Source organism: Sphingopyxis granuli NBRC 100800, assembly GCF_001591045.1.
GTDB lineage: Bacteria > Pseudomonadota > Alphaproteobacteria > Sphingomonadales > Sphingomonadaceae > Sphingopyxis > Sphingopyxis granuli.
In genome coordinates, this window is the sequence record NZ_BCUA01000010.1 from 59,742 (window position 1) to 73,906 (window position 14,165).

Below are 14,165 nucleotides of genomic sequence, written 5' to 3' on the forward strand. Positions count from 1 at the left end.
CTGGATATGACCGTGACACCGCCACCACGCCCCGAAAACCTCGATTTCCCCGACACCGTCTTACCCTATGATCGCGCCAATATCCTGACCTATGCGCGCGTTCTCGATGTTGCCGAGGGGCGGGACATCATCGACGGCCGCGACTGGCGCGAGGCAAGCAGCATCATTCTGGGCTGCGACCCCGACAAGGATGAAGCAGCCGCCCGCCGCTGCTGGGACGCCCACGTTGCGCGGGCGCGCTGGATCACCACGGAAGGGCTGCCGCTGTTCCTCGGGGGTGACGGGGAACGGTGCAGGGGTTGAGCTGACCAAGCGCGACGATTCTTTGTCGGGTTTGCGCCTCCTTGTCGCCATTCTGGCCGCCATTAGGCGATGCCCAAAAGCGGTCGTACGTTAACGCACAGACCGGCGAATGAAGTTTGATTTAACCGACTCGGATGCACCTGAAAGCGAGAATCCTTTTCGCGACCCACCGCTCTACATGAAATTCGAATCTGATATAGGGAAATATCAACTTCGCATTGGAAATCCCAAACCCTTCTCCGCACTATGCCGCCCATAGGCACACGGGGCTCTCCGCCCCGGACCGACAAGGGGATTGGGAGCGATGAATATGCGGAGCAAAGCGGGACTCATGCGGAGCACGATGCTCGTACCGGCGCTAGTGCTTGTCGGTGCGACCTCGACGCCAGTAGCCTATGCTCAGGGAGTCGAACCGGCGTATAATGCCAACGCCGGAACCGCCGAGGCCTCTGCCGAAAGCGATATCGTCGTAACCGGTTCGCGCGTGGCGCGCAGCGGTTATGACCAGCCGACGCCGACCGTCGTGATCGGTTCTGACTTCATCGAGAAGACCGGTGCGCCCAACATCGCGGACGCGATCAACCTACAGCCGCAGCTTCGGTCGACGCTGACTCCGTCGAACAGCACCACGACGGTTGCCACCGCCGGCAAGAATATTCTCGACCTTCGCGGCCTCGGCGCGCAGCGCACCCTCGTTCTCGTCGACGGCAAGCGCTTCGTTCCCGGCGTCGTCGAAGGCATGGTCGACGTGAACGTCATCCCGCAAGCGCTGATCGACGGCGTTGACATCGTTACGGGCGGCGCCTCCGCAGCTTATGGCTCAGACGCGGTCGCGGGCGTCGTCAACCTTCGGCTGTCGTCGCGCCTTGAGGGCCTGAAGGCCACGATACAGGGCGGCATCACCGACCATGACGACTACCGCAATTATCTGGCTTCGCTGGCTTATGGCACGTCCTTCGCCGATGGTCGCGGCCGGCTCATCCTGTCGGCCGAGGCGGCGCAGAACAGCGGTGTCACGAGCATCTACAAGCGCGGCTGGGCCGCTGGCGGGCGCGGCGTCATCGCGAACCCGCTGTACACGGCGACCAACGACGAGCCCGTCAATCTCCTCGTCGCTTCGGGCATGCGCTACGCGAACTCCAGCTATGGCGGCGTGATCAACTCGGGGCCGCTGCGGGGTATCCAGTTCGGAGCCGGCGGCGTGCCGCTTCCTTTCAACTACGGCACCTTGACGACCGCGCGCACGCAACTCGGCGGCGACGGGGCCTATCAGCGGGCCAACTATATTCTGGCGACGCCGACAAGGCGCAAGGTTGGCTATGGCCGCCTGAGCTTCGAAGCGAGCGACGCGCTGAAACTCTATGTCGACGGTTCCTGGGCCGAGGCAAAGGCGACGGCGGCCAGCACTACGCGTGAGGACACGTCGATCACCATTCGCAACGACAATCCCTTCCTGCCGGACTCGATCCTGGACGCGATGGATGCACAAGGCATCACCAGCTTCACCATGGGCCGCTTCAGCAGCGATTACGGCAATGTCCGCGTCCCTTCGACGACGCGGACCTGGCGCGTCGTCGCAGGGGCGACGGGCGATATCGGCGGCGGATGGAGCTATGACCTCTATTATACGCACGGCGACACGATGACGCGCCAGTCGCCGCAGGGCGTACGGATCACGTCGCGCTATGGTTTCGCGATCGACGCGATCACCGATCCGTTGACCGGCGCCGCCGTCTGCCGCAATGCCGCCGCGCGCGCGGCAGGCTGCGTGCCGCTCAATCTCTTCGGCGACGGTAGTCCTTCTGCACAGGCGGTTGGCTATATCACGACCGATAGTTTCCGCCGTGCCGATATCGCGCAGGATGTCGTGTCGGCTACCCTGCGCGGCGATCCGTTCAGCACCTGGGCGGGACCGGTATCGATTGCGGTGGGCGCCGAATATCGCCGCGAGGCGGTCGATTTCACCTTGTCGGAGCTTTCCCAGCAGTTCGCGCTCGCAACCGGCAACGGCACACCGTGGAGCGGCAAGGTCAACGTGCGGGAAGCCTTCGCCGAAGCCGTCATTCCGCTGGCCCGCGACGAAGCCTTTGCGCATTCGATCGACCTGACGCTCGCCGGGCGTCTGACCGACTACAGCACCTCGGGAACCGTGGCGACCTGGAAGACGGGCGCGACCTGGGCCATCACTGACACGCTGACTCTGCGCGGTACGGTCTCGCGCGACATCCGCGCGCCCTCGAGCGCCGACCTGTTCGCCGCCGGACTCAGCGGCACCTTCAGCGTTTTCGATCCCACGGTGAACCAGACCTATTCGATGTCGACCATCACCAGCGGATCGACCGATCTCGATCCCGAGAAGGCGACGACCTGGACCGTCGGCGCGGTTCTGGATCGCGCGATCCCGGGCCTTCGCGTCTCGGCGGACTATTATAATATCCGCCTGAACGGGGCGATCAGCACCTTGTCGGCGGACGCGATCGTCCGGCGCTGCTACACCGACACGCCGTCGCTCTGTTCGCTCATCACGCGCGGGACGAACGGCCTCGTGTCGAACATCTCGATCGTGCCGCGCAATCTGCAGACGATCCGCGAGCAGGGCGTCGATATCGAAGCCGATTACAAAGTGGCTCTCGGCGGCGGCACGCTCTCGCTCCACTCTGTCCTGAACTATGTCGGACGCCTCGATTTCCAGGACGGCGCGTCGGTCACGCGCCTCGACGGCAGCGTCTATGCGCCGTTCACCATCGGCGCCAATGGCGTGCCGCACTGGCGCGGCCTGGCCTCCGTCAGCTATGACATCGGGGCGGCGAACCTCTATGCGGCGGCGCGCTTCATCGGGTCGGCGGCGATCAACAACGATTTCACCTCCAAGGATCTCGATGTTCTGCGCGTGCCCAGTGTGACCTATTTCGATGCATCCCTCACTTACCGGATCATCGACGCACCGCAACGCAAAGTGTCCGCCTTCTTCCGGGTCGGCAACCTGTTCGACAAGGACCCGCCGCTCACCAATGATCTCGTCGGCACTAGCCCCGGTCTCTATGACGTGATCGGGCGGACCTATACCGCGGGCATCCGGGTCGAGCTTTGACGGCCGCCCGCGTGGGGCGCGAGAGGGAAAGGCGAGCATTGGCGGACGCGGGCTATCTCGATACCGGCGACGGACACGAACTGTACTGGCAGGCGAGCGGGCAGGCCGACGGAATGCCCTGCCTCGTCATCCACGGCGGGCCGGGCGCAGGCAGCAGCGCGTCCGTGCGCGCGCTCTTCGACCCGGCCCGGACGCGCCTGATCCAGTTCGACCAGCGCGGGGCGGGGCGGTCGAAGCCCTCGGGCTCGCTCGACCGCAACACGACTTTCGATCTGGTTGCGGATATCGAGCGCCTCCGCACCCATCTCGGGATCGATCGCTGGCATGTGTTCGCCGGATCGTGGGGAACGACGCTCGCGCTTCTCTATGCCGCCGCCCACCGCGCGCATTGCCGCGGGCTGATCCTGCGCGGGATTACCGAGTGGACGCCGAAAAAATATCAATGGGCGCTCGACGGGCGGCGCTTCCTGGCGCCGCGCGCGCACGCCTATCTGATGGACCTGCTGACTCTGGAAGAACGGAAGGAGCCGGTCGCGGCCTATTACCGCCGCATCATGGCGGGCGAACGCGAAGCCTGCAAACGCTGGCATCTCTATGAGAAGCAGTTCGCCTATCCCTGCCCGCGCGGCGCGGTCGATGACGAGGCGCTGCTTGCGCCCGATTTCGAGGTCCGCGCGCGCATTCATATCCATTATTGGTATCATAACGCCTTTCTGGAGCCGGGGACGCTCGAAGCCGCGACCGACCGGCTCGGCGATCTGCCGGTCGTGATCGTCCAGGGCGCTCTCGACCTGATGTGTCCACCGATCTTCGCCCAGCGGCTGGCGGCGCGCCTGCCGCATGCCGATTTCCATCTCATTGCGGGCGGCGGCCATGCCGCCGACCATCCGCCGATCGCCGCCGCCCTGCATTCGGTTCTTGCCGAAGCCGGCCTTGCACGACCGCTCCATCAGGACCGAACCTCTTGACCTTCGACTCGTCCGATCTTCCCGCCATCGATCTTCGCAGCGATACAGTGACTCTGCCGACCGAGGCGATGTACGAGCGCATGCGAAGCGCCCCGCTGGGCGACGACGCGCTCGATGGCGATCCGACCGCGCGCGAGCTGGAAGGCCGGACGGCCGAACTTCTCGGAAAAGCGGCGGGACTCTTTCTTCCAAGCTGCACCATGGCCAATCTGGTCGCGACGCTCGTCCACGCGGGCAGGGCGGAGCAGGTGATCGTCCAGGCCGACTCCCACCTCTACAACGCCGAACGCGGGGCCGCCGTCCTGACCGGCGCCTTCTTCCTGCCCATCGGTGGACCGGACGGCACCATGGAGATGGCGGCGCTGCATGATGCATTGGATGCGCGGGGTTTGCGGTTGCGGACCGCGATGCTGGCGCTCGAAACCTCGCACAACAGCGCGGGCGGCGCCGTTCCGCCGCTCGTCCATATGGCCGAAGTGCATGCGCTCGCGGCCGAACGCGGCGCGGCGCTCCACATCGACGGCGCAAGGCTGTTCAACGCCGCGACTTTTCTGGATGTGGAGGCCGATCGGATCGCTGCGCATTGCGACAGCGTGGCGATCTGTCTTTCGAAGGGGCTGAGCGCGCCGCTGGGGGCCGTGCTGGCCGGTTCCCTGTCCTTTATCGAGCAGGCGCGCGCGGTTCGGCGGATGCTCGGCGGACAGCAGCGCCAGGCCGGCATCGTCGCTGCGGCGGGACTGGTCGCGCTCGACATGCGCGGACGCCTGATCGAGGATCATGTGCGGACCGCGCGGCTCGCCGATCTTCTCCACGCGGTCGAGCCTTCGCTCGTGCCGCGTTTCCCGGAAACCAACATCCTTCTCGTCGATGTCGCCGCGAGCGGGCATTCGGCGGCGGAATGGTGCGAAACTCTCGCTACGTGCGGCGTGCTCGTTCGCCCATGGAGGCGTTACACGCTTCGCTGCGTTCTCCACCGTCATATCGATGACGACGCCATAGAACGGGCCGGTCGCGCCTTCGCGACCGCCGCCGGGCAGTTGTTCCGGGCGCGTGCCGTGAGGGACCGGTCTTGAGCGCCGAACAGGCCCCGCCGGTGCGTCCGCGCTTCCTGGGCCATCCGCGCGGCCTGGTTGTGCTCTTCTTCGTCGAGATGTGGGAGCGCTTCTCCTACTATGGCATGCGGGCGCTGCTCATTCTCTACCTTACGCAGCACTTTCTATTTTCGGACAGCAAGGCGCAGGGGCTTTATGCCGCCTATGCGTCGCTCGTCTATTTGATGCCGCTTGTCGGGGGGATCGTCGCGGATCGCTATCTCGGCTCGCGCAAGGCGGTCCTGATCGGCGCCCTCTTCCTCACCGCCGGGCATTTCACGATGGTTTTCGAAGGGCAGGGCGGCCGCGAATATCTGGAAGGGAGCGGCCAGCGATGGGAAATTGTCGCCGAGGGGCGCGGCAGCGATCGCACGCTGACGGCTGCCGACGCCACGGGACGCCACGCCCTGGAGTTCAGCGCGGACGGCGCGCGGATCGCCGATGGCGCGGGGACCATGCTCGCGTCCGGTTCCTATCGCATCGTGACGGTCGGCGATCCTGTGGGAGAGGCCGCCTTCTTCCTTGCGTTGTCGCTGATCATCGTGGGGGTCGGTTTTCTCAAGCCGAATATCTCCGCGTTGCTGGGAACCCTCTATGAACCGGAAGATCCGGCGCGCGATTCGGGCTTCACTATCTTTTATGTCGGGATCAACCTCGGCAGTCTGCTCGCAGCCGGAATCTGCGGCTGGCTCGGCGTCGTCTATGGCTGGCGCTATGGCTTCGGCCTCGCCGGGATCGGGATGCTGATCGGCCTCGCGATACTGGTGCGCTGGACGCCGTTGCTCGAAGGGCGGGGCGGCCCGCCGGACGGCTATGCTCCGGCCTGGCAGGCATGGGTCTGGATCGGGGCGATGCTCGCGCTCGGGCCGGTGTGGTGGCTCGTGCAGCGCGACGAGATCACCTCCGCGCTGCTGATGGTCGTATCCACGACCGCTTTTGCCGCGATGCTGATTTGGAGCATCTTTCATTATCGCGGCGTGGTGCGCACGCGAATGGTGGTGGCGATCGTGCTGATGCTCTTTGCCGTGGTCTTTCGGATGCTTTCGGATCAGGCCGGCTCTTCGATGACGCTCTATGCCGCGCGCATTTCGGACCTTCGCATCATCGGCGACCTGCGCATGACGGCCGCTCAGACGGCTCTTTTCAATCCGCTGCTGATCGTGCTCCTCGCGCCCCTTTTCGCCATGCTCTGGATGTGGCTCGACCGGCGCGCCCTCAACCCGAGCGTGCCGGTCAAATTTTCGATCGGGCTGTGCCTCACGGGGCTCGGCTTCCTGACGCTGGCCTTCGGCGCATCGAATTTTGCCCAGGAAAGCGTAGTGGACGGGAAGACCACGCTTCTCGTGCCGCTGGTCTGGCTCTTCCTTTGCTATCTTCTGCATACGCTCGGCGAAATCTGTCTCTCGCCCGTCGGGCTGTCGATGGTCACGAAACTTTCGCCGCAGCGCATGGCGGGACTGATGATGGGGCTCTGGTTCCTTGCCTCGTCGCTCGCCTATGCCATCGCCGGCCAGATCGCGAAGCTGACCGCGTCCGATACCGCGGCAGGCGTCGTCGTCGATGCCAGGGCGCAGCTCGATATCTATGTGTTGGTATTTTCGCGGATCGGCTGGATCGGCGTGGCGGCCGCGCTGCTGCTGCTCGTCCTGACGCCGTTGCTGAAGCGCGGCCTTGCCGGGATCAGATGACCTCGGACCCGATTTCCTCGCGGATCATGGCGCTCATATAGTCGGAGAAGACATCGAGCAGGCGCGTCGGAGCTTCCTTCTCCGAAAACATCAGGACGATGTCGACCCCGATCGAGGGCTGGAACGGGCGCGTCACGAGGCCCGCCGAAAAGCTTTCCTCCGCGGCGGCCAGCGGATTGATGATGCTGAGGCCGAGTCCCGCCGAAACGAGTGCGCAAACCGAGGCGCCAAGGCTTGCCTCGGCCACGACGACGGGCGTCACGGCCGCGGCGGCGAAGATGTCATCGAGTTGATTGCGCAAATCGCTCCCGACGGGAAAGGAGATGAAAGGCTCGCCATCGAAGTCCGCCGGTTCCAGCATCGCGCGCTGTGCGAGCGGATGGCCCTCGGGCATGATCGCCACGCATTCCACGCGCGTGACCGGCTTCACGACCACATGCTTTGCCTGACCATAAACCATGGCGATTCCCATCGCGCATTGGCCGGAGCTGATCCAGGAGTGAACGGATGCGGCGTCGCCGGAATGAATGGCGACGATCACCTCCGGAAAATCATTCTGGAAGCGCGCAACGGCCCGCGCCAGCATGCCGCCCGCGAGCCGCGGCATGGCCGCGACGTTGAGGCGGCTTTGGCTGAAGGCGCGAATCCGCGACGCGGCGACTTCAAGACTGGCGAGGCCGGAAAAGCTTTGCTCGACATCCTGGGCAAAGCGCTCGCCCTCGATCGTCAGGACGAGGCGGCTGCCGTTCCGTTGATACAAGGGGAAGCCCACGATTTCTTCCAGTTGGACGACAAGCCGGCTGATCTGTGGTTGCGAGGTGTGGAGCCGGCGCGCCGCTTCGGTCATCGATCCGGTAACATTGACGGCGCGAAAGGCCTCAATATGCCGCAGTCCCATTCGCCGTTTTGCCATATGGGGCGCATAGAGAGATTCGGCTTCCGGCTCAATTCCTAGAGGGAAAGTGGGGCGAGAGTTGCGGACTATGTTGACTGCGACCTTGAGCTACGCATGTTGCCGAAATTAACCTTGACGAAAACGCGATGGAGCAGCCTGGCCGCAAGCGACCGGTCGCAATCGATAATCATCCGATCAGCAATGCCTGATCACGGCCGTAGCTCGATAGGAAACAGCTGCTCGAAACATTCCGTTCGCAATTGTCGGACGAGCGCGCGCGAGTAAAGCGCCCGATGTCGGCCATTGCGACTAACGCTTATCATAGCCCCAAAGCGGCCATTTCGTGGCTGTTGCACGGGGGCCTTGGCTAGACCAGCATTGACGGGCCAAACCATGTTCGCCGGAACTTCTGATCCTGTAGTTGGGCGAAAAAGGGCAACCAAAGACGCGATTGAGCGCTTTCGATCAGATCAAGGTATTCGGGGAAGTTGCGGAGGCGCCGCCAGATCGTTCCGTCGTTCTGACTGAGGCAGAAATCGATCGCCAATAATGGATCGAGCGGAACTACCGGAATTCGTGGCCCGGGACTCTGCATCAGCCCTTTCCATACCCCGGAAACGGTGCACGGGTTCGCCGGTAGAAAGTCGACTGCTGCAAATGCATCCTGGGCGTGCCCCCCTCGCTGAAAGTGAAACAGCGGGTGCGGCTCCTTGGAAGGGTTGGCGTTGCCGTCGGCGGCCGCGCGCCTGCAGGGAGCATACATGTCGGTGTCGAGACGCCAATGATCCTGAAGTTCGAACAGCGCGCCGTCCGCGTCGAGATAGCCCTCGACCCGAACCTGGTATTCAGCTCGCCAAGGAGCTCCTTCTTCCTCTTCCCACTCGAATTGAAAATCAAGATACGATGCCTGAAGCTCGCAGCCGTTCGGGTGAAGGCCCTGATTTCTCGGGACGGGAAGGGGAAGCTGGCTTCCCCTCATCTGGCGGTTGTTGATCCACTGACTACGGAACCGGCCCATATTTGTGTCGAGCGCGTCCGCGGTCGCGTTGGTGGCCGGCTCCCGCCGGAGAACTGCGCTCAGCCGTTCAAGCTCATCCGGCAGCGAAAAAACCATTCAGCCCTCGCGTATGTAAATCTGGAGCCGCCGCAAATCCTCCTTGTCCAGTCTCGGATCTTCGCGGTTCTGGAGTGCAATGCTCAAGGCGGCATATAGTGGGTCGAGCCACGTGGGCATGCTACTGCGGGGCTTCACCTTTACCGCGCGCGCGGGATCGACCGGGATCAACTGCTGCTGCGATTCCTTGGTGAGCAGGCAGTATCGCCAAGGCCGTTCGCCAAGGCTACCCTTTGGCATCTGAAGCGGCACGAGGTCGGCGATGATCGGCGAAAGAAGCTCCAACCGCTGAGCGATCGTGCTTCCGGCTAGCGGCGTATCGGCGCCGATCACTTCCTGCCACCAATCCTCGATGCCCCGCGCCCACCAGCGTATGAAGCAGCCGTCGGCGACGCCTCGATAGGCATAGGGTTCGAGTTCGCCCGCCAATTTCTCCCAACCCTTCGAATTTACGTGATCGACCCCCAGGCGCACCGCGAGCATCTCTTCGTCAATCAGCAAACCGGGATGCGTCATCATTCGAACGAGCGGACCCGCTTTCAGATGAACCCGATCACCGATGTCGAAGTCCGATTGGAAGCTGGTGCTTCCCCATTGGCACCATTGCTCGTCTGTTAGACCGATGATCTGGAGCAACTCCGCTCCCTCAACGCTCAGCGCGTCGTAAATCTCGCGCACGCCGATGAGTTTCGCCTGCGCCGCCGTCCGGGCTTCGGGCGTGCTTAGGCCATCCTTCTCGATCTTCAGATCGAAGATATCGTCGCTGCTGGAATCATGTCCGATATTCTCAAGTACCTTGTCGCGGAGAGAAAAGCGCACGATCGGGAATCCAGGAACTGCTCGCTTCTGTTGCGCCACCCGGATGTCCTGCGCCATACCCGGCCCGGACTGCTGGCTACCCGCCTCGTTGGAAAGATCGACATCCATCAGCACCCCTGATGGCGCGAATGTGCCGGCGCTGATCGCAGCAGCGGCTTCCTGCGCGCCCATCGGCATGATCTTCAGCGCATCGCTTTTGCTGAGGCCGTTGGCAAATGCAGCTGCCTCTTCGGGACTGTCGTCGATCAGACGCCAATTGTCGTTCATTCCTCGTCCTCTTCCTCCGCGGGCAGCCGAATTTCGAGGCACGTTGAAAAGCCTGCTGGCGGGTCAACCACCTCGATATCGCCACCGGCCTTGGAAATTATCTGATGAACGATCCAAAGGCCGAGGCCAGTACCCGAAAACTGCTCGGCATTGCTGGCAGTCGCAGGAGCCGCGGTTCGTGTTGTAAAGAAAAGATCGAACACCTTCTCCTTATGCTCGTCCGGGATCCCGTCTCCGGAATCGCTGAAGCGAATGACGATGTCGCGATCCTCGCCAGCCGCCGCCTCAACGCGGATGAGCCGCTCACTATCGACTCGGCGCAGCGCTTTCAGCGAATTGGAGAAGCAATTGAGGAGGATGGAAGCGATCTCGGCCGCGTGCATTGGTCTCGTGTAAAGTGGATCGTAGGCAGGCACATCGATCATCAAGCCGATTCCGGCCTTCTCCGCGAGCTTTGACACGCCGGTCTCGAATTCGCCAAGCGCCTTACTAACGCTGACGGGCGCCAACTGACGCACCGATCGTGCGGAGGCTAGCTCATTGAGATAGGCGGTCAGCGCGTCGAGGCGCGACAGCATCGATTTTGCGCGCTCTGCCTGCGTTGCAAAGGCGTTGTCGCCCGGTCGTGCGCTAAGCGCTATTTCGAAGACTGACTGGAAGTCTATTCGTACAGCTTCGAATGTCATCCCTGTTTCATGGCTGAATTCCGACGTGGTCAGGCCAAGCGTCGCAAGGAGGCGAAGCAGCGCCGCTTCGTCCGCAAGTTCCGCCCGCTGTTTCTCGATCAGATCGATCGATTCCTCTATTAGCGCCGCGGAGCTTTCGCCGCCTGCCGGCTTCGGATGAGGATCGGGGCTGGCATTGCCGGCAGGCGGCTCATTCGTATCCTTTCCCACTGCCTCCCGCGCTCGTTCCTCTTCGGCTTCACGGGCAGCGCGCGCCGCGTCGCGCAGTTTTTCCAGATTCTCGTCGGCCTTGCGCTGAGTCGATCCCCCGGCGCTTTGCTTGCGCCCCCGGTCCTCAGCAATACGATTGACGGCCGTCACTATCACCGCAGTTGCAAGACCAGTCAGTTCGAGAAATGCCTCCTTTTCAATTAGGCCCTCGCGCGACGTATGCTCTTCGAACTGTTCGCCCTCTGGATCGTATACTTCGATGATACCGAAGAAGTTGCGGTTGGCGATCGGGGCCAGAACGGCGCCGCGCTGCGCGTAGATTTGGTCCAGACGCAACCAGTCATTTTCTGGTTCCCCGTATGGAATGACCCGAAAGCCATTCCGATAGAGCCTAATTCCACCTTCTGCGCGAAGCGTATCCCGAACGCGCGAATACGCTAAATTCGGCAAAAGATCCGGCGCCAAGATGAAATAATGCGCCTTCATCGCTACGTCGCGCAGCACCGAATAGTTAGGCGGTTCGGTCGCATCGCGTAGCTCGTGATGGATCTTTGCCCATCCGCGATCAGGTCCGAAGCTGTTTTGCGAAATTCTCCACTCGGCCATTCCGTCGTCATCTACGCGAAACTCGATCAGCGCATGATGATGGGAAAGAATTTCCGTCTGAAAATCTGCAACCAAGCTCGGGTCGTCGAATAAACCGCCATCGCGAAGGAACGAGACCTTGAAGCCGGGATCGGCATTGGGACGTCGCTCGACGGGAACCACCGGAAAGGGCTGCTGAAGTGCCAGAAGTCCGCGCCAGCACCGGCGTATCTGGGCATCCGACCAGTCATCGCGCAGTCCTTCGATCCTGATGATCGTTCCCTGTTTGCGCGGCGGCTCCGCGCCCAGATAGACAGGCACTTCGTCGAGATCACGCCCGCTCTCGAACTTCTGCCAATCGACGACCAGTTCGATGCCCGGATCCGCGTCGTTGGTCCACGTCTGCAAGCGGAGCACCTCGCCGAGGCGCTGGGTTGAAAAGCGACCAATGCCCTTCCGACCAGCACGCTGGCGACGGAACAGTCTGGAACGAGGTTCCGAAACTTTGAGAGTGCTCGCGAGGCGAAGAAAGCCCGCAATCAATTCCTCACGGGTCATCCCCGATCCGTCATCTTCGATGACCAGCGCGTGACGCTCGAGGGTCACAGTCACATTCTGTGCGTCGGCGTCGTAACTATTCTTAACAAGCTCGATGAGTGCGGTTTCCTGCCGCCCAACCAATTCTCGCCCGAGACGGTTGATTAGACCTGCGTCGGTGGTGAAGCGAAGCTCCTCGCTCACGGCTTGCTCGTTCCGCGCCGCGTATCGCGAAGCTTTAGGGCTTCGCTCATCATCTCAGCGGCGGCTTTCGGCCACGAAGCTCCGAAAACCGGCGGCAGGAGAAGCGCATCGGCAATGCAGCGTGCCTCGTCTATGTCCCCGGTCCGGATCGCGTGGTCCGCTCGTTCAAATGCCGATTTCGATCCGATCCCCTGATGGAGGAGGATCGGGAAACGGCGAGCATCGGTCAGTTCGAATTTGAGGACGCCGCCTCCGTAGGATCGGCCGAAACGTTCTGCCGCTAACTGACCGAAACTTGACACCATGCTAAGCGCTACAATTCGTCGCTCATCTGCCGAGAGATCAGCCGAAAATCGAACTTGGTGAAGGGTGTTCGTACATCGAAGTGTGCCAGTCCCGATAACGATTCGGGGGCCGACATCGTTCATATACGTGAAAATCGCGTCGCATCCCGGCCCCTGATCTACCTTCCACCAAGGCGCTCGCTTGTTGAGCCATAGGACGGACCGCCGTTTACTTGGCGGGATGAGAGCCAGTCGCTTCCTCACACCCACTCGCTTGCGCTCGATATCGCGAGGTGTCAGCAACCAAGTCCGCTCGCCATTCTTGGCTAGATTGAGCAAGTCTGTCTCAGAAATCTCGAGGCTACGAACATGGCGTGCGCGAGCCGCGACGAGCGTCACATCATGGAGCGCTATCCCAGCTTCCTTTCGTTCCACATCGGACAAAAGAAAAACCTTGTTGTGCCCGGTCACGGCACCAATCGACAGCGACGCAATTTCGGAGAGTTGGTGCGCGCCAAGCAAGGCTTGTCCGAAACAGCGCGGCTTGATGTCTGCAACACGCGAGCCGGCGGCCGACCATCGCGTAGCGCGCGGAAGCGGGCATGATCCCTCTCCGTAACCGCGCGCGAAAATAATGGCGCCGCGCTCTTCGGCATGGTGCGACCACAGAGGCTTGTCGACGATCTCGCGTATTTCGACATGCTCGAACTTCTGACAAATACGTTCCAGCGTCTCGCGGCCATAGTTCGAAAAGAGGGCGGCCCCCGGCACAATAGCGGCCAAACGTCCGCCTGGCTTTAGAAAGCCAATGGCGTGGAGAATGAATGGCACCCAAAGGCCCGCAGCACCCTTATAGCCAAATCGCTCTCTCAACTCGTCACGTTGTGCCTTCGGAAGAGCATGGTTGCGGGTAAACGGAGGGTTGGAGATTACCCCATCAACCTTGCCGATAAGGGCGTGACCCGCCTCTAGGAAATTCTGTCGGATCATATGATGGCCATCGGGAAGCCAAGCGCTAACGTCGGTGACGGCTCTCTGATCGATGTCACACCCAATGAGGCGCAGACCTGCGGTCCTTGAAGCTTTCCGCGCCGAGCAGGCCAGCACGGCCTTTACGAGCGCGCCGTCGCCGATGCTTGGTTCAAGAAGCCTTTCTTCGCCCGTTTGAACTACCCATTCGGCAAGAACGTCCGCCATTGTTTCGGGCGTGTAATATGCTCCAAGATCCTTTGCCGCTACACGGGCCTGCGAACTCATTGGTCCCCCTTAAAATTTGCGACGCGTCCGCAACACTTCACGCATATCAGTTAAGGATGGTCGCAGGCAATCCACCCCATGCGAATGAGACCTCCCTGGACCGCTTTGGGCCGTGGATGGGTTGTCCGCTCTTGCTGTCTGGCCATGAAAACCGGAATGTCTCCTA

General features: G+C 62.2%; 10 protein-coding genes. 5 read left to right on the forward strand and 5 right to left on the reverse strand.

The features are described 5' to 3' along the window. Positions 1-6 precede the first annotated feature (6 nt). From SGR02S_RS04315 to SGR02S_RS04335, 5 genes are all read left to right on the forward strand, one after another. Positions 7-303, forward strand: coding sequence for a hypothetical protein (locus tag SGR02S_RS04315; protein WP_067106020.1), 297 nt, complete (start codon positions 7-9; stop codon positions 301-303). A 331-nt stretch (positions 304-634) separates the two neighbouring features. Continuing rightward, the gene (locus tag SGR02S_RS04320; protein WP_169799636.1) at positions 635-3,394 is read left to right on the forward strand and encodes a TonB-dependent receptor plug domain-containing protein; all 2,760 of its coding nucleotides are present in this window, start codon (positions 635-637) and stop codon (positions 3,392-3,394) included. A 38-nt stretch (positions 3,395-3,432) separates the two neighbouring features. Continuing rightward, positions 3,433-4,362, forward strand: coding sequence for an alpha/beta fold hydrolase (locus tag SGR02S_RS04325; RefSeq protein ID WP_067106024.1), 930 nt, complete (start codon positions 3,433-3,435; stop codon positions 4,360-4,362). Next, on the forward strand, positions 4,359-5,435 hold the full coding sequence (locus tag SGR02S_RS04330; protein WP_067106026.1) for a threonine aldolase family protein: 1,077 nt from the start codon (positions 4,359-4,361) through the stop codon (positions 5,433-5,435). Before SGR02S_RS04325 ends, SGR02S_RS04330 begins: the two co-directional genes overlap by 4 nt. Beyond that, positions 5,432-7,141: a peptide MFS transporter gene (locus tag SGR02S_RS04335; RefSeq protein ID WP_067106028.1), complete on the forward strand. Its 1,710-nt coding sequence runs from the start codon at positions 5,432-5,434 to the stop codon at positions 7,139-7,141. The genes SGR02S_RS04330 and SGR02S_RS04335 overlap by 4 nt, the downstream gene beginning before the upstream one ends. Here SGR02S_RS04335 and SGR02S_RS04340 read toward each other — a convergent pair. The 5 genes from SGR02S_RS04340 to SGR02S_RS04360 form a co-directional block, all read right to left on the reverse strand. Then, the gene (locus SGR02S_RS04340; RefSeq protein WP_156482970.1) at positions 7,134-8,054 is read right to left on the reverse strand and encodes a LysR substrate-binding domain-containing protein; all 921 of its coding nucleotides are present in this window, start codon (positions 8,052-8,054) and stop codon (positions 7,134-7,136) included. The two genes, SGR02S_RS04335 and SGR02S_RS04340, sit on opposite strands and share 8 nt — an antisense overlap. 349 nt (positions 8,055-8,403) lie before the next feature. After that, positions 8,404-9,150 carry a hypothetical protein gene (locus SGR02S_RS04345; RefSeq protein WP_067106032.1) on the reverse strand — a complete coding sequence of 249 codons (747 nt, stop codon included), beginning with the start codon at positions 9,148-9,150 and terminating at the stop codon, positions 8,404-8,406. Next, positions 9,151-10,236 carry a hypothetical protein gene (locus SGR02S_RS04350; RefSeq protein WP_067106035.1) on the reverse strand — a complete coding sequence of 362 codons (1,086 nt, stop codon included), beginning with the start codon at positions 10,234-10,236 and terminating at the stop codon, positions 9,151-9,153. After that, complete coding sequence (locus tag SGR02S_RS04355; RefSeq protein ID WP_067106037.1) at positions 10,233-12,458, reverse strand: sensor histidine kinase; 2,226 nt, start codon at positions 12,456-12,458, stop codon at positions 10,233-10,235. Before SGR02S_RS04355 ends, SGR02S_RS04350 begins: the two co-directional genes overlap by 4 nt. Continuing rightward, entirely contained in the window at positions 12,455-13,999 is a 1,545-nt protein-coding gene (locus SGR02S_RS04360) for an N-6 DNA methylase (protein ID WP_255211382.1), read from the reverse strand. Before SGR02S_RS04360 ends, SGR02S_RS04355 begins: the two co-directional genes overlap by 4 nt. Positions 14,000-14,165 lie beyond the last annotated feature (166 nt).